The organism is Microcoleus sp. PH2017_35_SFW_U_B (genome assembly GCF_020737865.1).
In the GTDB taxonomy this organism is placed as follows: Bacteria; Cyanobacteriota; Cyanobacteriia; order Cyanobacteriales; family Microcoleaceae; genus Microcoleus.
The window spans coordinates 74,541-94,770 of record NZ_JAEQDE010000071.1 but is presented as its reverse complement, the minus strand read 5'-3'; the positions used below and the strand labels follow the sequence as shown (position 1 = coordinate 94,770).

General features: G+C 46.3%; 11 protein-coding genes. 7 read left to right on the top strand and 4 right to left on the bottom strand.

Annotated elements, in window-relative coordinates; genetic code table 11:
* The first annotated feature begins 195 nt into the window (after positions 1-195).
* From JGK36_RS20620 to JGK36_RS20600, 5 genes are read left to right on the top strand one after another with little or no spacing between them, the layout of a single operon-like run.
* The gene (locus tag JGK36_RS20620) at positions 196-2,235 is read left to right on the top strand and encodes an AAA-like domain-containing protein (RefSeq protein WP_293197863.1); all 2,040 of its coding nucleotides are present in this window, start codon (positions 196-198) and stop codon (positions 2,233-2,235) included.
* 40 nt (positions 2,236-2,275) lie between these two features.
* Positions 2,276-3,052 carry a DUF4058 family protein gene (locus JGK36_RS20615; RefSeq protein WP_293175826.1) on the top strand — a complete coding sequence of 259 codons (777 nt, stop codon included), beginning with the start codon at positions 2,276-2,278 and terminating at the stop codon, positions 3,050-3,052.
* Between the two features lie 58 nt (positions 3,053-3,110).
* On the top strand, positions 3,111-3,518 hold the full coding sequence (locus JGK36_RS20610) for a RusA family crossover junction endodeoxyribonuclease (RefSeq protein ID WP_293197861.1): 408 nt from the start codon (positions 3,111-3,113) through the stop codon (positions 3,516-3,518).
* A complete protein-coding gene (locus JGK36_RS20605) occupies positions 3,515-4,126 on the top strand; it encodes a hypothetical protein (RefSeq protein ID WP_293197859.1) in 612 nt (203 codons plus the stop codon). Before JGK36_RS20610 ends, JGK36_RS20605 begins: the two co-directional genes overlap by 4 nt.
* A gap of 52 nt (positions 4,127-4,178) precedes the next feature.
* Complete coding sequence (locus JGK36_RS20600) at positions 4,179-7,688, top strand: GAF domain-containing protein (RefSeq protein ID WP_293175820.1); 3,510 nt, start codon at positions 4,179-4,181, stop codon at positions 7,686-7,688.
* 406 nt (positions 7,689-8,094) lie between these two features.
* Here the strand turns inward: JGK36_RS20600 and JGK36_RS20595 are convergent, their stop codons facing one another.
* Positions 8,095-12,957, bottom strand: a complete 4,863-nt coding sequence (locus JGK36_RS20595) for a CHAT domain-containing protein (RefSeq protein WP_293201081.1) — start codon at positions 12,955-12,957, stop codon at positions 8,095-8,097.
* Between the two features lie 524 nt (positions 12,958-13,481).
* Entirely contained in the window at positions 13,482-14,816 is a 1,335-nt protein-coding gene (locus JGK36_RS20590) for an FAD-dependent oxidoreductase (protein ID WP_293175816.1), read from the bottom strand.
* Between the two features lie 279 nt (positions 14,817-15,095).
* Between JGK36_RS20590 and JGK36_RS20585 the strand changes: the two genes are divergently transcribed.
* Together JGK36_RS20585 and JGK36_RS20580 are read left to right on the top strand one after the other, a co-directional pair.
* A complete protein-coding gene (locus JGK36_RS20585; RefSeq protein ID WP_293175814.1) occupies positions 15,096-16,412 on the top strand; it encodes a glycoside hydrolase family 10 protein in 1,317 nt (438 codons plus the stop codon).
* Positions 16,413-16,757: 345 nt separating this feature from the next.
* Positions 16,758-17,738 carry an aldo/keto reductase gene (locus tag JGK36_RS20580; protein ID WP_293175812.1) on the top strand — a complete coding sequence of 327 codons (981 nt, stop codon included), beginning with the start codon at positions 16,758-16,760 and terminating at the stop codon, positions 17,736-17,738.
* Positions 17,739-18,068: 330 nt separating this feature from the next.
* Here JGK36_RS20580 and JGK36_RS20575 read toward each other — a convergent pair whose 3' ends face one another.
* Complete coding sequence (locus JGK36_RS20575; protein ID WP_293175810.1) at positions 18,069-19,280, bottom strand: M20 family metallopeptidase; 1,212 nt, start codon at positions 19,278-19,280, stop codon at positions 18,069-18,071.
* A 232-nt stretch (positions 19,281-19,512) separates the two neighbouring features.
* Positions 19,513-20,220, bottom strand: coding sequence for a dethiobiotin synthase (bioD, locus tag JGK36_RS20570; protein ID WP_293175808.1), 708 nt, complete (start codon positions 20,218-20,220; stop codon positions 19,513-19,515).
* Positions 20,221-20,230: the final 10 nt, after the last annotated feature.

Genomic DNA, 20,230 nt, shown 5'->3' with positions numbered 1-20,230 from the left:
AAGCCCTCAGCTCGGCTGCTGGCTTGAATGTTGACCCGCGAGGCTATACAATTTATAAAAATTCTTGCTATCAAGGAAGTGTGGGACTTTTTTCCTAAAACGAACCTACAGCAGGCAAGCTCCCAACCCTGATAGCCATCAGTGATTCCCAAATCTACAATCTCCAATCTACAATCGAAATACCTTAGTAAAAAAATGAATATTAAAGAAGCTTTAGAATTTATAGAAAACTCAGTTCACCTCAAAACTGGCAAACACCTCAACGATTTGGAAAGGCAGGTTTTTATCGGGACTTGGCAAGGACAAACCTATGAACAGATTTACCCATTAAACCCGGAATATGTCGAAAAAGATGTAGGATACAAGCTATGGCAGAAGCTGTCAAGTATCTTGGGAGAGAAAGTTACAAAAAAGAACGTGCGAGGAGCCATAGCTCGATCGATCGCGCGGCAGGAAATGCGATCGGCAGAACATCTAAAACAGCCTTCCCAGACTGAACCGAGAAATGGGACAAATCACGGAAAACGAGTTTTTATTAGCTATTGCAACCAAGAACCCGATCTGAGTTTGGCACTGGAGCTTGCCGAAGGCATAAATGCAACGGGACACCAAGTATTCGCTGCCAATATTGGGGCGGTTTATCCCGATCGCGAATCAGCAAAAAACTGGCTTTCTCAAATTGACTTTCAATTAGAACAGTGTGACTATTTTTTATTGCTGCTGTCCGGGGAAACAGCAGTTAGTGAAATAGTTATGGAAGAATTGCGGAAAATCAAAGAATTGCGCTACAGACGGCAAAATCCGGCGCCTGCCGTGTTGCCAATTCGAGTCAATTATCCTCCCAGCATACGGCTAAACCATGACTTGCGGAACTACATCAACGATACTCAGCAGCGCGAGTGGACATCGCCGGCTGACACGGTACTACTGCTACAAGAAATCAACCAAATGCTTTTAGAAACAGTCGCTGGGGAAAGCACAGTACAGCCAGCAGGTACATCGCAAACAGATACAGAAGATGACATATCCGCAGGATTTATAGTTAATTTAAACCTGCTGGCGCCAGAGCATTCTTTCCTTAAAACTGCGACTCAGACTGTAACCATTTCTCGGACTCTGCCGCTTTCAAATCCTCCATCACCCGCCGCAGAGCCGCAGATTCCCCAAGGACAAGTCAGGCTGGATTCGGCTTTTTATGTCGATCGCGTTCCCTGGGAAGCTCAGTGTTACAAGGAACTTTTGCAGCCGGGAACTTTAATTAGGATAAAAGCACCGAGACAAATGGGCAAAACTTCGTTAATGGCGAGGATTCTTTATCAGGCAAAAGAACAAGGCTATCGCACTGTTCCTCTGAGTTTTCAACACGCAGATGCTGCGTCATTTGCCAATCTCAATTCACTGCTGAGGTGGTTCTGCAACAAAATTACGCGCAAGCTGCGGTTGCCTCACCAGATTGACGATTATTGGACTGATACTTACGGCAGTAAAGATAATTGTACGGCTTATTTTGAAGATTGTTTGTTGTCGGGAAACAATGCACCGCTGGTGTTGGGATTGGATGAGGTCGATCGCGTTTTTCAGTATCCTACAATTGCCGATGATTTTTTTGGGCTGCTAAGGGCCTGGTATGAAGAAGCCGGATATGGCGACAGCGACAGCGAACTGTGGGCAAAACTGCGTTTGGTAGTGGTGCATTCAACAGAAGTTTACATTCCGCTGAACGTGAATCAATCGCCTTTCAATGTGGGTTTGCCAATAGAATTGTCCGAGTTTAGCGCCGAACAAGTGGCTGATTTAGCGAGAAGGCACGGGCTGAATTGGCAAATAAATATGGTGGAAAAATTGATGAATATTGTGGGCGGTCATCCGTATTTGGTGCGGGTAGCTTTATATCACATTGCTCAAGAATTTGCTCTTTTCAATCGCCGATTTTCAGGTTCTGCCAAAGAACAAAAAGATTTAGAGGAAAGTTTAGATGAACTTTTAGAACTTGCTCCTACTGAAGCAGGAATTTACGGCGATCATTTGCGCCGTCATTTGTGGAATTTGCAAGAACATCAGGAGTTAGCAGTGGCTTTTAGTAGGGTAGTAGCAGCTAATGAACCTGTAGAGTTAGAATCTGTGCTGGCGTTTAAGTTGCACAGTTTGGGGCTGGTGCAGTTGCGGGGAAATGAGGTAACTGTGCGCTTTGAGTTGTACCGTCAGTATTTTGGCGATCGACTAAAATGTATTTAAGATTCATCTAACTTACAAAACTCTTGCGGGAGGTAATAAAATGCCGTCTCCATTTCCAGGGGTAGACCCTTACTTAGAAAATCCTGAATTTTGGCCGGAAGTTCATCACCGCTTAATTACGGCGATCGCCGATGCGATCGGGCCTGCGCTGCGCCCGAAATACCGGGCGGCAATTGAAAAGCGGATTTATTTGAGCGAGGCCGAAGATAGCGATTTGTTGGCAATTCCTGACGTGACAGTATTCGATCGCCCGTCCACCGCCAGCCCATCTGTTATGACTGCAACGCTGCCCCATTCTGAACCGATGACAGTTACGGTACCAATATTGGAAGAAGCTAGGGAAGGCTATTTAGAACTCCGAGAGGTAGGTACAAATCGGGTAATCACAGTCATAGAAATTCTTTCGCCGAAAAACAAACGCACTGGGAAAGGTCGAGAGGCCTATGAAAACAAGCGACAAGAAGTGTTAAGAAGTGCCTCTCATTTAGTAGAAATTGACTTACTCAGGGCCGGGAGACAAATGCCTGTAACTGGCGGGACTAACACGGATTATCGCATTTTAATTAGCAGGGCAAATCGCCGTCCAAAAGCTCAATTGTATGCTTTTACGGTACGAGAAGAAATTCCACCATTTTTCTTGCCATTGCAGCCGGGAGATACAGAATTTCAGGTGGATTTGCAAGCTTTGTTCAGCGGTGTGTATGACAGAGCGGGATTTGATTTGTCGATCGACTATGCTCAGCAGCCTGTGCCGCGACTGAAGGACGATGATGTTGGTTGGGCACAGGCGCTTTTGCAGGAAAGGGGATTGCGGTGAACGGGGAGTTATTTCGGGCGATCGATTAAAATATTATCACCAAGAGGAGTGAAAAATCTTGATTCCCTTTGAATTTATCGTCACTGGTTCGCCAGTTTCTCTACAAACAAATAACCGAGTAAAACTTCAAGAGTGGAAAGCCCAAGTCGGTCAAATAGCCGCCGAAGCTATGCCAATAGGCATCCCAGCAACTAGCGAACCAGTTCAAGTCATCATCACTCACTATTGCATTACTCAAATATCTGATTTAGATAACATTATCAAGCCGATTGTAGATGCGATGAAGATTTTAGTTTACGTTGATGACAGACAAGTGACTGACCTCACAGTAAAACGGCGCAAACTTAAGGAATTAGAAGATTTCACTGCAATATCTCCTTTGATAGCTGAAGCTTTGACTGCTGCCCTAGAATTTATCTATGTTAAAATTGACATACCAACTGAGCCGATGGAGCTAAATCAATGATAGCAACGATACAAAAATTAGAAGTAACAGAAATTGCAGAGATTGCCGATAAATATCGCCAGCAAGGTTATCAAGTGTTAGTAAAGTCGAGGGATTATGACTGGCAAAAATTTATTCAAAATCCAGAAATAGACTTGATTATTTGTACGGCTCAAGAATCTGTCCTTGCAGCATTAAAACCGCGTCCTCCTGAGTCAAAAAGTCAAAAGACTTCCGAAGAAGAGATGATGCAACCTTCCTATGACTATCGCCAGCACGATCTATACGATATTCAGGTTTACATGGTAAGAGCATCAGAAATGATCGAAAAAGGTAATTTTGAACTCGCTACCTGTTCGATCGGATCTATTACTGAATCAGTGATGCGGATGGTAGCTGAACACCACTCGATTAATTTTGAAATTCAAGAACCGCCTATTTTGGCTCAAACATTCCTCGCTCACGGTTTGATGAATGGGGAGGATTATGAAGTTTTGGTGGCGGCGCTGGAAATTCGCGATCGCGTGATTTTTCAGCGAGAAAAAGTTACTGTTGAACTCAATTTGGCGCGCCGTGCTTTTGAAGCATTGCAGCGTCTTTTAAGTCAATCTGGACAAATTGAAGGGTAATTAGGCTCTCAAATGGCGATCGGCTGTGTATTCTACTCATTGAAAACAGGTTATGTATCAAGAAAAAAGCTCAGCCTATACTTATAAAGTTGGTGGACATTTGCCTCTAGATGTTTCCACTTATGTAGTGCGACAAGCGGATTCTGAACTTTATCAAGGCTTAACAAATGGCGAGTTTTGTTATGTGCTGAATTCTCGCCAGATGGGTAAAACTAGCTTGCGCGTGCGAACTATGCACAAATTGCAAGCAGAAGGTATTGCTTGTGCGGCGATCGATCTAACTAAAATCGGTTCTCAAGATATCAATCCCGATCAGTGGTATGCGGGGGTTATTAGACGTTTAGTTACCAGTTTTAAGCTAGATTTGAATTTGAGATCGTGGGTGCGGGAGCGAGAATTCTTGCCGCCCGTACAGCGCCTAAGCGAGTTTATTGAACAAGTTTTACTGGAAAATGTTCAGGGTAAGATTGTAATTTTTGTTGATGAAATAGACAGTATTTTGAGTTTAAATTTTCGGGCAGATGACTTTTTTGCCTTCATTCGTGCTTGCCATGAATTCGATCGCCTGACTTTTGCTTTGCTGGGGGTTGCGACTCCTTCGGACTTGATTCAAGATAAATACTGTACGCCTTTTAATCTCGGTCGCGCTGTCGAATTGTATGGCTTTAAACTGCACGAAGCTCAACCTTTGGTACAAGGTTTAGCAGGGAAAGTTAGCTATCCTGAGTCTGTTGTAGAAAATGTACTGATTTGGACGGGAGGACAGCCGTTTTTAACTCAAAAGATTTGCAACTATATTTGGCAACAAGCCGAAAATTTCCCGGCAAAAATTCCTCAGGATAAATCTTTAATCGCAGATTGGGTGGAGAATTTAGTCCAGACGCAAATTATTGATAATTGGGAAGTTCAAGACGAACCGCCACATTTGAAAACAATTCGCGATCGCATTCTCAGAAGCGGACAGCGTACTGAGACTTTGCTTAAAATTTACCAGCAAATTTTAATTGCTTCTGATTCGTGTAGCGAAGCCAAAATTCCGGCTGATGAAAGCCTCGAACAAATGGAACTGCGATTGTCTGGTTTGGTTGTGAAAAGAGGGGGGATTTTAAGCATTTATAATAAAATTTATGCCTCTGTATTTAATCGAAATTGGACGAAAAAAGCTTTGGCTGCTCTCCAACCAAACTTTAAACAATTAGTTGCCCATCAAGAACACAAAGTCCTATCTATGCTCAACAGTATGGAAGGCAGAGATTTTGAGGATGTACTCTATGAAATTTTGGGTTCGATTACTATTAAACTAGGGGAATTGATGAGTGTCGATCGCATTACCATATTTTTTATAGATAAAGATAAAAATGAACTTTGGTCGATTATTGCCAGAACTACAAACAGCAGTTCGACAAAGATTCAAATTATGGCAAACAATCCAACAGCAGGCAGAGTGACTATTTATAAAAAAGCTGTCAGCATTCCCAGCGATTTATCGGAAAATTGGTATTCCGATGTCGTGGAAGAGCAAGATAAAAAGACTGGTTACAGACTTTACAGCAATTTAACCTCACCTATGTTAAATGAAAAGGGAGATATATTTGCTTTTGTGCAGTTGGTCAACAAGTTAAAACAACAGCACGATCCGGCAGGAACTTTTTCTGAGAAAGTCGATATAGAAGGGTTTACAGAAGTCGATCGCACTTTGATTGGAGAGTATGTTCCAGCTATTCAGCGGTTGTTGGAAAGGTGTCAATCTTGTTATAAGTTAACTCAAAGATTGCAAGCTTCGGAAGCTCTGACGGAAGCAACGCGATCGGTTTCTCAAAGCAGCTTGGATTCGGAAGAAATTATCACTAAAGTGATGGAAGCTGCTAAAAGATTGATGAATGCCGATCGCAGCACTCTTTGGCTGTTAGAACGCGAAACAGGGCAACTGTGGACAAAAATCCGCTTTGAAGATGGCTCGGTTCGCGAACTCCGGATCGAAGTCGGACAAGGTTTTGCGGGTCAAGTTGCTGATAGTGGCAAACCTGTAAATATTCCCTTCGATTTGTACGAACATCCCGAATCAATAACCGCGAAACAAACTGACCAAAAAACAAAATATCGTACTTGCAGTTTGCTGTGTATGCCTGTTTGCAGTCCTGACGGTGAATTAGTGGCTGTCACTCAATTAATTAACAAAAGAAGACCGGGAGATTTCCCAGAATATGACCCGGAAACTTGGCCGGAAGCACCGGAATGCTTTCAAGACAGCTTCGATGCTAACAGTCAAAAATATATGCAAATTTTTAACACTCAAGTCGGGGTGGCACTGCACAATGCGAGACAATTTGCAGCGATGAAACAGCAGGCGGAAGACCACCCGCAAAATGTGGTCAGCCAAACTCTGGCAATGCTAAATCAGGTGATGGATGGTCAGGGTTTTGATGATATTCTTGATGCTACTTTGCGATCGATTACTTTGAAAATGGGTAAGTCTTTGAATGCCGATCGCACTAGCATTTTTCTGTTAGACGAAGAAAAAAATGAGTTTTGGTCGATTATTGCTGAAGCCGATGCTGAGGGCGATCGATCGCTAGAAATTCGCGTTCCGGCAGATAAAGGAATTGTCGGTCATGTGGCGTCTACGAAACAAAGTATTAATATTCCGTTTGATTTTTATGACGATCCGCGTTCGGAAACGGCAAAAGCATTAGATATCAAAAATGGCTATCGAACTTATACTATGTTAACACTTCCTTTGTTAAATGACGAGGGTAATTTAGTAGCTGTAATTCAGCTAATTAATAAAATCAAAAAAATCGATCGCTCCAGCTTGTCTTTGTCAGAAAAAATTGATTTGGAAGGGTTTACAAAACTGGATGAAGAGCGGTTTGCCGAAGATGCGAATTTGATTCAAATGATTTTAGAAAGTTTCCGTACCTTTCACAAAACAGCCCGAGGACAAAGAGTTGCGGCTGCGTTGATGGCGGCTACTCGTTCTGTGAGTCAAAGCAGCTTAGAAATTGATTCGATTCTGCAACGTGTGATGGAATCTGCTAAAGAGTTGATGAATGCCGATCGGAGCAGTTTTTGGGTAATTGATAGAGATGCTAATCAATTGTGGACAAAAATTATTTTGCCAGATGGTAATTTATTGGAGTTGCGTGTGGCGATCGGGCAAGGTTATGTGGGACAAGTGGCCCAGATGGGGGTTCCTCTAAATATACCGTTCGATCTTTATGATTATCCGGGTTCTGAAACTTCTAAAAAGACGGACGAAAAAACCGGATATCGGACTTGCAGTTTGCTTTGTATGCCTGTTTGGAATCCAGACGGGGAGTTGATTGCTGTGACGCAGTTAATTAATAAAATTAAATCGGATGGCGAGGATAAATCGATTGAATTATCTAAGGAAAATGTGCCGGAGCGTTTTCGGGCAAGTTTCGACCAAAGCGATCAAAACTATATGAAAATTTTTAACAATCAAGTGGGGGTGATTTTGCAAAATGCAGAATTGTTGGCGGCGGTTAAGCGGCAGGAACAAACTTTGCGAAATAATTTGAGTTCGATCGGGGGTGATTAGAAGTCAGAGGAGAGGGGGAGAGGGGGAGAGGGATTATGTAATCCGACTAAAGAAACCGGGTTTTTTACCCTTGTTAAAGGCGATAAACCAGTGTTTTTGTAAAAAAACTGGTTTCTGCCTGCGAGACTATAGCATTTCTCAGAAAGATGAGGTATGACTTGTAAATGGAGTTTTTGATGCGACTTCGCTTGCTTTATAATCACTATAAGAGGGCTAAAGCCCAACTACGTACCTAAGAGGGCTAAAGCCCAACTACGTACCTAAGAGGGCTAAAGCCCAACTACGTACCTAAGACCCAACTACGTACCTAAGAGGGCTAAAGCCCAACTACGTACCTAAGAGGGCTAAAGCCCAACTACGTACCTAAGAGGGCTAAAGCCCAACTACGTACCTCACTAATCGCCAATTACCAGGGATTGCCAATCATGGTGAAGGCGGCCCAATAATAGGGATGGGAAAGGATTCGATCGCCCCGCGCGGCAATTTCCGGAGGCAAAATTAGAGGTAAAGCAAGCCCTTCGACTCGCAGCAGCCCGTCTTGAATCCGCACGCGCCCCCGCAGCATCTCCAATTGCGCTTGCCGCAAAGCCTCGGCTTTAATCGTCACATTCCCCTCGCGTCTGGGGGCGCGCAACTGCCGGTAAAACCCTGTCATCAGCCCCAAAGTTCCCTCGTCGCTGACTTCCCACAAACTCGCTAAAGCCGATCGCGCACCGCTAGCTACGGCCAAACCGGCAAACCCCAACTCTGCCTCTTCGTCGCCCAAAGCGGTACTGCACGCGCTTAAAACTAAGAGATTCACTGGCGGTTCATTCCACCCCAACTTCGGCATTTCAGTGATGAGCAACTTAGTATCCCACAATTGAATGTAAGAATTAGTCGGTTGCCCGGGCTGGAATTCGCTGTGAGTTGCTAAATGAATGATACCAAACGGATGATTTGTCCGCTGAGCTTGCAAGTTTCTGAGGGTAAAATCTTGATTCAAAAATGATTTTCCGCGCGTCGGCGGCGCGATCGACTCTAACTCCACCGGTACCGCCGGTAATGGCGCTTTATCTTGAAATACCGACGCGCCCATCGCCAAAACTTCATCGTCAGCAATATTCTGGTAGCGGGTATCCGTCAAACTCAGACTCGGGATGACGCTAATGCTGTATTTTTCTACTAAAAATTGTTTGCCATCGTGAAGGGCAGCAAAGGGCAAGCTTCGCAAACCTGCTGCCGGAATTACAATTAAATTGTCAATCTTTAAAGCTGCCAATTCTGTGACTATGGGCGCAATTAACAACCGATAAAGTTTTTGGGCTGCATCCAAATAACTGATGCTGTTTCTTCTTCTGGGATTAGTTATTTCGGTTTGCAGGAATTCTGCCAGTTGCAATACCTGCCAACGCGTTATTGCGGGAACTAAAATGCGTATTGGTTGAGCGTTAGCTGTGACTAATACTAATTCTAACTGCTCCCCGTTAGGAACATCGGAAATTTCTTTGCCGGCTGGTTGGAGGCTCTTTCCTAACTTGTTTTCTAAGGAGCTAGGAGACTCGGATGTGAGGTTTTTGATTGTAGGAAATACATTAGATAAATTCCTACTTGCCACCAGCACCGAACTATTTTCTTTCGCTGCCCCGTTGGTTCCGCTGACCCAATTCATATAAATGATTGCCGATTTTACGCGGGTAATTTGTTCGTTTTTGCGAAGAGTTTCGTAAATTACCGACATATTAGTTATCGGCGTTCTGGCGGGCAGTTTTAGATGTTTTTCGTACTCGCGAGTGAAGGTTCTCTCAAATGCTAACACTCCCGAGCCTGCCGGATCGTATCTGCGAGAAGGAGTGAAAATATCCGGGCTAATTGGAGAATGCTTGTCTCGATTTGGCGATCGCAATTCTACTTGCAAAGATGCCGGAAGCGATCGCCCAGGCTCAGGATTTACGGACACTGGAGTTGGAGTTGGTGCGGGAGTTGATGCGGGAGTTGGTGCGGGAGTTGGAGTTGGTGCGGGAGTTGGAGTTGGTGCGGGAGTTGCTGCGGGAGTTGGTGCGATTAGGGAAATCAGATTTGGTAAACTTCCTTGGGTGTAAGTTTCCCCAAAAGCAAGATTGGGGAAAATGGTGTTTCCCTCGCCAGAATTAATGCTTCCCTTGGTTCCATTGTCGATCGCGCCGCCAACTACAAATGGTCGATTGCTACCGCCGCCGTGCCGAATTGCGATCGCGCCGCCTCTGGCACTTCCGGCGGTAGAAATACTGCTGGAAAGATTGCCAGATATATCGTCGGTGAAAACATTGTTCGATCGAAATAAACCAAGGGTTGTCACATCAACGTTGCCACCTGTGCCGTCTTGTTTGCCGCCTCTAGCATCGATAAAACCCAACAGAATGTTACCTGTCGCGCTGAGGGAGACGGTGCCACCGTTTCTCTGAGTGCCTCGGGAGGTGAGATCGAGAGCGGAAATTCCGGCTTGGGAGGTGAGGTCAATATTGCCGCCGATCGCTCCCGAAGCGTTCAAAGAGCCGGCAGTTAAAGGGCCGGTATTGCTTTTGAGTGCGATCGCGCCGCCTGTTCCCGTTGCTGATGAGGAGTCGATCGTACCGGCAGTAACAGTATTTCCCTCAACTCGAATGCTCCCGCCGTTGGAGGTAATATTGCCAGTCCTCACCTCGCGAGTTGCTTGCAGGTTGATGCTGCCGCCATCCGTCCTTAAATTGCCCTCTAAGAGTAGGTTTCCTGCGTTGATATCGGCTGGTAAACCCGCCCCGTTGTCCCCTCCGAGGGTAGCGGGATCTCGGGCGTTTAGGGTCAAATTGCGCGCGGTAATTCTCGAAGTCGCCGTGATGCTAGGAGCGTCAGCCGAGAGCTGGCCCAAGCTCTGAGTTTGACCGACGGAACCCCCAAAAGTAATGTTGCCACCAGCGCGCAGGGTCAAATTATTTGCGCCGCCCGGGGTGCTGTCGAGGGTATTGGCAAAAGTGATATTGCCGGTACTGGCGGCGAGGGTGGCGGTGCGATCGACTGTGACGGCACTGTTGAAAGTGATGTTGCCCGCAGTCGCGATCGCACCGGATAGCTCGGTACTCCGGCCGTTGACAGTCAAACTAGCTAGGGGCGCAGCTTGACCGACTGTACCGCCGAACAGCACTCTCTGAGCGTCAAGTCTAAGGGCGCGAGTTCCGTCTAGGCTGCCGGAGAACAGAATGTTGCCCCTAGCTTGAGTGCTCAAAGCTACATCAGCATTTAGGGAGAAGTTGCCTGTCAAAGTGAGATCGGCGCCGGATGTCGAAATGTTTGCGCCGATCGCAGTTTGGGACGCATCGAGAGTCAAACTAGCGCTGCCAGTCGTTCTTAGGGGATTGTCGATCGCGATAGAGTTGCCTTGAAGTGTCAGCGAACTGTTGAAGGTAATGGGTGTGACGATCGCGATCGAGCTGCTGTTGGGACGCCCGATCGCGATCGAGCCAAAATCCCCTGCCAAAGCAGCGATATCCGTTGCCGTTAAGTCCAAAATCCCTAAATTATCCCCGCTGCCGCCAATCCGAATTTGTCTGCCGTCGTTGGGTTGCAAGCTAATTGTTCCCCCCGCACTGCTGACAGAATTGTTGCCGCCCCTGAAGTCAATGCCGCTAGCAGTGAGAGCAATATTGCCACCGTTTGCATTCAGCCGCCCCAGAGAGATGCTGCTGGCAAAAATGTTGATGTTGCCGCCTTGAGTTTCGATTAAATCCTTGGGATCGTTGACAAAAAACACTCCGCCCGCTCTAAATGTTACGCTGTCTCCGGTTCTCGCTTGCAGTGAAAGTTGGTTGTCGGGCAAGTCTTGGACGGTGATGTAGCCCGGAGTGTCTAAAACTACGTTGCTGCCGGCAGCCATCTGTTCCAACTGCGCGTCTGAGATCGATGTTTCAGCGGGCGATCCTGTGGCTTGGAGTTCCCCGCCGGTCGATCGCGCGCTGGGAATGCCGTTACCGCTGACGATGGTAATATTTGCCGGATCGAGCAACAAATTGCCGATCGCCCCGTTAGGCGCGCGGGTATCGACCTGTCCTTGGAAAGTTAGAGCATTTTTGCCAGAAACTTCGACTCTGCCACCGTTACCTGCGGCAGTGCCGCCGTGAGCAGTAATATTGCCGAAGAAGCCAGTGGTATTGTCTGACCAAATTACGGCTGTGCCACCGTTGCCGCGGTCGATCGCGTTTGTGGCGATCGTAGAATCAGGACTAACATAAGTTACCTGGGCATTTAACACTGGTTCGAGCCCCTGGAAACCGCCTCCGACGCGCACAACACCTCCGCCGTTAGTCCCGGAAGCATTAATATTTGCGCCGAACAATCCGACTTTTTCGCCTAAAATATTTACCGTGCCGCCAGTCTGGCCAGCAGGGGCAAATACATTTACAGTACCCGAGACGATCGCACTTCCGGCATTTATCGGCACTGTTTGGCCGCCCGTCAGTACCAATTGACCTTGTGCGTTGGTTGTTAAACCTGTGGCTGACGCTACTCCTGGGCCCGTCAGCAACTGAGGTAAAGTAGCAGCAGGGGCGATCGCAGATTTTTCTGACGGCAAAGATGGAGTAATTTCTAAACTCAATAAGTTACCCGTTTGACTGATGCGGACTGCATTTTGTCCCGGAACAGCAGCCACCGTAATTTGACCGGCCGGCGCCGATAATTGCCCACTATTAATTACTGTACCGCCCAGCAAAGTTAAATTTTGACCCTTGCCAACTGCCAAACTTCCTGCATTTACAATTGCACCGACTTGTGAGTTATTAAAATTAAATTGATTGGGATTTCCCAGTAAAGCTTTATAATCATTAATTCCAGCAGAATTGAACCAGCGATCGCCGAAACCGATACCTGTAGCAGTTGTGGCGAAAAAAGAACCAGGCACGTTTAATCTTGCATTTTGACCAAAGACAATTCCCGCCGGATTCATCAGGAATAAATTTGAGTTGCCGCCGCTTACAGAAATCAGACCGTTAATGACGGAAATATTGCTACCGGAAATCCGCCCTAAAATATTTTGAATATTTGGATTAGTGAGAAAATTTGCGATTTGACCTTCGCTAAGATTAAATTGGCTGAAGCTGTGAAAGAGATTGGCGCCGTTTCCCGACAGTTGTCCGCCGCTAATGTTTAAGCGATTTTGCTCCTGATTGACAACAGTATTAGTGCCGTCATTCGCTGGAACGACAGATTGCGATCGCACTGCTATCGGTAGCAGCCAAAAACCTAATGTCAAAATTAAAGCAGAGCGAAAATAGGTCATTAGTCAGTTGACAGTTGATAGTTGACAGTTGACAGTTGATAGTTGATGGTTGATAGTTGTCATGGGAAGCAATTCCCGATTTCCAATTCCCGATTCCCAATTCTAATCTATAGTAGTTTTGATTTTGTTTGAGCTGTAATGTTCCGCGAAAGTGCCAATAAACTTAAAAAAGTCGATCGCGCGCCTACACGGGGGGTTTGTCTCCTGGGTGCCAAGGGTGCCTCCTTCAGTCGATCGCACTTTCAAAGCGCCCGCTGCCATAATATCGGAAATCCCATGCAGATTTGATATGTATCTGTAGCAGGTGTCTTGACAAAATGCTGGCTTTCGTGGTGTACTGATTGGATAGAAGAGCAGTCAAACCACGAAATCACTCGCTCCTCTGACGGTAGTTGTGTTTACCTGTCAACTGTCAAGCGGTCAACTGTCAACTAAATGAACTTTTTTTATTAGCCGCAGAGAGCGCAGAGTACGCAGAGTAAGAGAATAAAAGAGAAGATTATAGTTGAATGTATTTCGATTTACTATTGCTGTTTTTTGGGTAGATTACTGAATTTTTGCATGAATTGGCGATCGATCCAATCTTTCCAGTACCACAGTAGCGCTGATTCCCACATCCACGATCCGCGAGATGCGATCGCCCTTTTATTCCCAGTACCGATTAAGCCTAAATATTTTTCCTGTGGTGCAAAGGGTTTCAGCGGTTTTGCCAATAAAAACTGCTGCAAATTTTCAAACAGCGGTTTGCCCTGACGCACAGCAAACACCCCTGCTTTGGGACGGGGATAATTAACCATCGCCGCGATGTCTCCAGCCCCAAATACGTTGGAGTGAGAGACTGATTGCAGGCAATCGTTGACTTGCATAAAGCCGTTTGAGTCAGTTGCTAAACCAGATTCTCCGATCCAATGGGCGGCGGATGCTTGTGTCACCCAAAAAATGCGATCGCACTCAATCTTCAAACCAGATTCACAGTATATTTGGTAAATGGGCATTGGGCATTGGGCATTGGGCATTGGGCATTGGGCATTGGGCATTGGGCATTGAGAATCGGATGTTATTTCCATCATTTCTTGCTTTTCTATAGCACTAACTTTTTCCATTAGATGCAGTTGAATGCCGCGACTAATCAGAATTTCTTTCAGGCGGCGGCGAACCCGTTTGTTATGTGCAGGCATCAATTCAGCACCGCTATGAAACAAATTAATTTCTAATCCTTCTTCCTGCTTAAACTTTCCTCTCTCCTTTAAAATCCATCCGTTACAAAATCCGCTGCCGAACCTCCCTCTTCCCTCTTCCTTCTTCCTTCTTCCTTCTTCCTTCTTCCTTCTTTCCTCTTCCTTCGCAAGACGAGATTGCATATTCAATGCTAATTCTACGCCGCCCGCGCCGCCACCAACAATCGCGATTCGTACAGTTTTTTTTGGATAGTTTTGCGTTGCAGAGATTAACTGATTCCAGCTAGCTAAAAACTCCGGTACGGGTTTAGCTGGAATTGCGTATTCTGCCGCACCTGGAACTGATATAGTCGCGGGAGTGCTGCCGATATCCACAGACAGCACGTCAAAGTTAATTGGAGGGCTGGTTTGACAAATTACTAAATTTTTGTTAAAGTCGATCGCGATCGCCCGATCGACCAATATTTGACACCCGGCAAATTCGGCGAGCGATCGCAAATCGATATGACATTCATCATAATCGTAAAACCCGGCAACGTGTCCCGGCAACATCCCCGAATAGGGCGCGTACAGGACATCGCTAATCAGAGTCAACCGCACGGAGGGCAGCGGTTTGATGCCGAACATTTTCAATACAATAGCATGACTGTGACCGCCACCAATTAAGACTAAATCTTTCACAATTACAGATGTTCGATCGAAATATTCCTTTCCCCGATATTGTACAGCACTCGCACTTCCGCAGACAGGACTGTCCGGTCAGGAGAGCTGGCGGTGTGTAATTAAGATTGGCCAGCACTTTTGACAAAATGCTCTCACTTACCCCCCGCCTACATCGCAGATTTTCAGCGATTGTACGATCGCACATTCAGCGCAAATGGCTGTAGACTGTAGAGCGAGCAAATTTGATCGCCAAATTATGCCGGGGTGTGTTTGAAAGCTAACTCACCATTCAAAATTATGACATTACGGATCATTCCTCGCAGTTGGTCGCGATCGATTAAACGTTTGTTCCCACTGCTGTTTGCCCTCTCATTCATTATAGTATTGTTGGTCAATAATGCGATCGGCGCGATCGCCCAGCAACCCCGCCAAGAAATTCGCGGAGTTTGGATGACGACAAACGACAAAGACATCCTCAGAGATAGGCGCAAAGTAGCCGAGGCTGTCAGCCAATTAAAGCGATTAAATTTTAACACAATCTATCCCGTAGTCTGGAACTCTGGCTATGCAATGTATCCCAGCCCAGTCGCCCAGCAAAGAGACATTCAACCCTTTGTTTATAGAGGGTTAGACGGACAAGATATGATCGGAGATTTAGTCGCTCAAGCTCACCGTCAAGGGCTGCTAGTAATTCCTTGGTTTGAGTTTGGTTTTATGACTCCTCCCACCTCAGAATTAGCCTTAAACAATCCCGATTGGCTGACACAAAAACAAGACGGCAGTCAAACATCAAACGGTGCAGGCGGCGAAGTAGTTTGGCTCAATCCCTTTCATCCCGAAGTCCAGAAATTTATTACCGAACTCGTACTAGAAATCACCACCCAATACAACGCCGACGGCATCCAATTCGACGACCATATGAGTTTGCCCTCAGAATTTGGCTATGACGAATACACAGTGGCTTTGTATACCAAAGAAACCAAAAAAGCACCTCCAACCGACTCTCAAGACGCAGCATGGGTGAAGTGGCGAGCTAATAAAATCACCGCTTTTATGTCCCAACTAAATCAAGCCGTCAAAGCAGCAAAACCCAAGGCAATTTTCTCAATTTCTCCCAATTACTACGAATTTGCTTACAAACATCACCTCCAAGATTGGCTGGCTTGGGTGCGTTTGGATATTGCCGACGAACTGATCGTGCAAGTGTACCGTCCCAATCTAGAATCATTTGTGGACAAGATTAACCGTCCAGAAATGCGAGAAGCACAGCAAAAAATTCCCACTGGAGTTGGGATTATGACAGGTTTAAGAAATCGTCCAGTAGCGATAGGGCAAATTAAATCCCAGGTGCAAGCAGTCCAACAATACGGCTTAGGTGCCGCTTTCTTCTACTACGAAAGCTTGTGGGAAGATGCACCCGAACCAATGGGCGATCGACTTTCTCAATTTAGCGCCTTCTTCCCGTCTTCTGCATTCCGCACAGCGCTACAAATACCGAGACGCGCGGCAACTTTTCCTCCGCCGCCCCCAGCCAAACCAGACCCCAAAGCTAAGCCCAATCAACCTACAAAAAACAGCCCACCTTCGCCCTCACCAACCACATCTAAAAAGTAAAAAGTCCTCATATCAAATCCGGTTACATCGGGATATTCCAGCGCTCGCGAGCGAAGGTTGCGCGAGCGGGGAGTGAAGGTTACGCGAGCGGGGAGCGAAGGTTACGCGAGCGGGGAGTGAAGGTTACGCGAGCGGGGACGCTCGCACTTAAGAGCGGAAAATTATTGTTTGGATGTAAGCGAAAATAATATCATTAATATCATTCCTCAGTCTCTTCCTAGTGCCGTCCCCGCTCGCGTGTGAGGGGCTGGTGAGATACTTTGGTAACGACGAACGAGTGCGAGCATCCCCGGTCACTTGTTCAGTATACCTTACCCTAATATCAATCATTAATCATCAATAAAAATGTCAACTAATCAAAAAATTGTATTACCAAAAATGGGCTGCGGCACTTGGGCTTGGGGTAACAGATTACTCTGGGGTTACGATGAAAGTATGGACGAGGAATTGCAAGCCGCGTTCAATCTTTGCGTTAACAATGGTGTCACCTTATTTGATACAGGTGATTCCTACGGAACCGGGAAATTAAACGGACGCAGCGAGCAACTTTTGGGGCAGTTTTCCCAACAATATCAAGGTGCAAATCAAGACAATATTTGTATAGCGACAAAACTAGCGGCTTATCCTTGGAGACTGACGCGACAATCCATGATATCTGCTGGAAAAGCCTCGGCTTCGCGCCTCGGAAAGAATGTAGATTTAGTGCAAATGCACTGGTCTACAGCCAATTATGCACCTTGGCAAGAGGGGGCTCTTTTGGACGGTTTGGCAGACCTTTACGAGCAAGGATTGGTCAAGGGAGTGGGTTTATCTAATTACGGGCCGAAACGGTTGAAATGGGTGCATCAAAGATTTAGTTCGCGCCAAGTTCCTATTGTGACTTTACAAGTGCAATATTCGCTACTTTCTACTTATCCAGTAACAGAACTTGGATTGAAAGATGTTTGCGATGAATTGGGGATAAAATTGATTGCTTACAGTCCTTTAGCTTTGGGGTTGCTGACTGGAAAATATTCGGAAAATGGCTCTATTCCTAAAGGTATCCGAGGTTTGGCGTGCAAGCAATTATTGCCGGGAATGCGATCGCTTTTGGGCTGTTTGCGAGAAATAGCGGCGTTCAGAAACAAGACTGTTTCGCAGGTAGCAATCAACTGGTGCATCTGCAAAGAAACTATTCCGATTCCGGGGGCTAAATCGGCGGCGCAGGCGATGGATAATATTGGTGCTTTGGGCTGGGAGTTGAATTCGGGGGAGATTGCAGAATTGGATAAGGCGGCGGCGAGTGTGGATAAGAAAATGGTGCAGAATATCTTTCAAACGAGATAACCCGGTTCGTTAGAGTCGGCGGTTGAAACCGCTCCTACACAAACAATGTCCGCCGACGCGGACTGAATAACGTAATTTTAACCTTTGATTCTTCAACCTGCGGAGGCAGGTTTTATTTGTATAGACGCGGTTTCAACCGCCGAGTCTAATTGCTGAATAACATAATTTTAACCTTTCATTCTTCAACCTGCGGAGGCAGGTTTTGTTTGTATAGACGCGGTTTCAACCGCCGAGTCTAATTGCTGAATAACGTAATTTTAACCTTTGATTCTTCAACCTGCGGAGGCAGGTTTTATTTGTATAGACGCGGTTTCAACCACCGACTCTACTCTAACCACAGAATTTTTCTACGCACCTCACAAACATTTCTACACCCATCCCCAACGCAGTTTCGTCAAAATCAAAACGCGGGTGGTGGTGCGGGTAAGCCAAGTTTTTCTCGGGATTTGCGGAACCTAAAAAGAAATAGCAGCCGGGGATTTCTTGCAAAAAGAATGACATATCCTCCCCGCCCATTGTTTGACATTCTGGGACTATTCCCGCAGGAGTTTCCACAACGGATTCAGCCACGCTGCGTACTAAGTCAGCCATGCTTGAATCGTTGATAACTGGTGGATAAATCGAAGAATAATCTAGTTGGTAATTGGCGCCGTGACTCTGACAAATTCCGGCAATTACTTGCTCGATTCGCCTGTGAAAATAACCTTGATATATGGGATTGAAATAGCGCACTGTGCCGCCGATTTGGGCGGTGTTGGCGATGACGTTGTGGGTGTGCCCTGCGTGGAATTTGCCGACTGTGACTACCGCTGAGTCGATCGGGTTAACGTTCCGTGCGACAATTGCCTGTAGGGCGCTGACAATTTGGGCTGTAACGACGATCGCATCTACAGTCTGGTGTGGCATTCCACCGTGCCCGCCCTTGCCAAAAATCGTGCAGTCAAAAACTTCTACAGCCGCCATCAGGGCGCCGCTGCGGACGCCTACAGTGCCTAATGGTAGATTGTTCCACAAATGCAAGCCGACGATCGCCTCAACGTCAGGATTCTGCAAAACTCCGGCTTCAATCATCGGTTTGGCGCCACCCGGGCCTTCTTCGGCGGGCTGAAAAATGAATTTTACCTTACCCGAAAAGCTGTGTTTGTGCTTGGCGAGATAACAAACTGTCCCGAGGGCGATCGCAGTATGACCGTCGTGACCGCAAGCGTGCATAATACCATCATGCTGCGATCGATAATCCACCTCATTTTCCTCTTGAATCGGCAAAGCATCCATATCCGCTCGAATTGCCAAAACTCGCCCCGGCTTCCCGCTGTCAATAGTTGCGACAACACCCGTTTTAGCAATATTAGTTTCATGCTCAATTCCCCATTCCTGCAACTTTTGCGAGATAAACTGGGCTGTTAAATTCTCATCAAAACCCAACTCCGGTTTTTGGTGCAAGCGGCGGCGCCATTCGACTAGCTGAGGCTGCAAACTTCTAATCTCCAGCCGCAACTGAGATAAATCGAAATCGGTTAAATTCGGTACAGTAGAAACCATATTAGTTGTTATTTGTTAGTTGTTATTTGTTAGTTGTTTACTCGTTTTACTCTTTACCTGGGAACCAGTTAAATAATTTGTAAAACTCTCTTTTCCTTCTCTGCGCTCTCTGCGCTCTCTGCGGTTAAATGCGCTCTCTGCGGTTAAAATAAAATCTAAGATGTTTTACCACAGAGGGCGCAGAGTACACAGAGAAAGAGAAGATTGAGCAACAGAGGTGTTGAGAATGGGGTTATTTAGCAGTCTGAGAAACCAAATTAACTCCATGTAACAACCGCTCTAAATCTAATTCTGATGCTGATGCTGCTAATTTTTTCAGGTCATTTGGATCGTCTAAATGTGGCAAAGTACCCAACACTGGAATTTGAGTCAGAGACTCGATTAAATCGATCGGCGCAAAATCGGCAATTTCTTGTTCGGAACAAGCTTGAGGGCAATTAAGGACAATGCCTCTAAGCTGAAAGCCCGTGTGTCTGGCGAGGGCAACATTCGCTACAGCTTGCCCGATCGCACCTAACCTCACAGGTACCACCAAAACGCCCCTCAGCCGCCAATCTCGGGCAATATCCGCCACCGTCAGTTCCCGCGTTACAGGGGAACCCAGCCCTCCCAAAGCCTCCACCAGCACAAAATTCTTGCGCTCAGTGAGGCTTTGCAGCGCCGTCCAGACCTTTTCGAGTTCGATCGCTCTCCCCTCGCGTTCGGCAGAAATCGGTGGTGCTAGAGGCGCGCTAAAGTGCAGCGGATTGAGTTCTTCGGGGGATTGGTCGAGGCTAAATAAACGGGTGTAGAGTTCTCGATCGCCCGTGCCGGTTTGCAACAGCTTCATAATTCCCAAACTGCGATCGGGAAAATACATTTGCCAATAAGCAGCCAGAGCACTGGTCAAAACAGTTTTGCCCGCGTCAGTATCAGTTCCAGCAATCAGCAGCGAGTTCATTGGCAAAAGC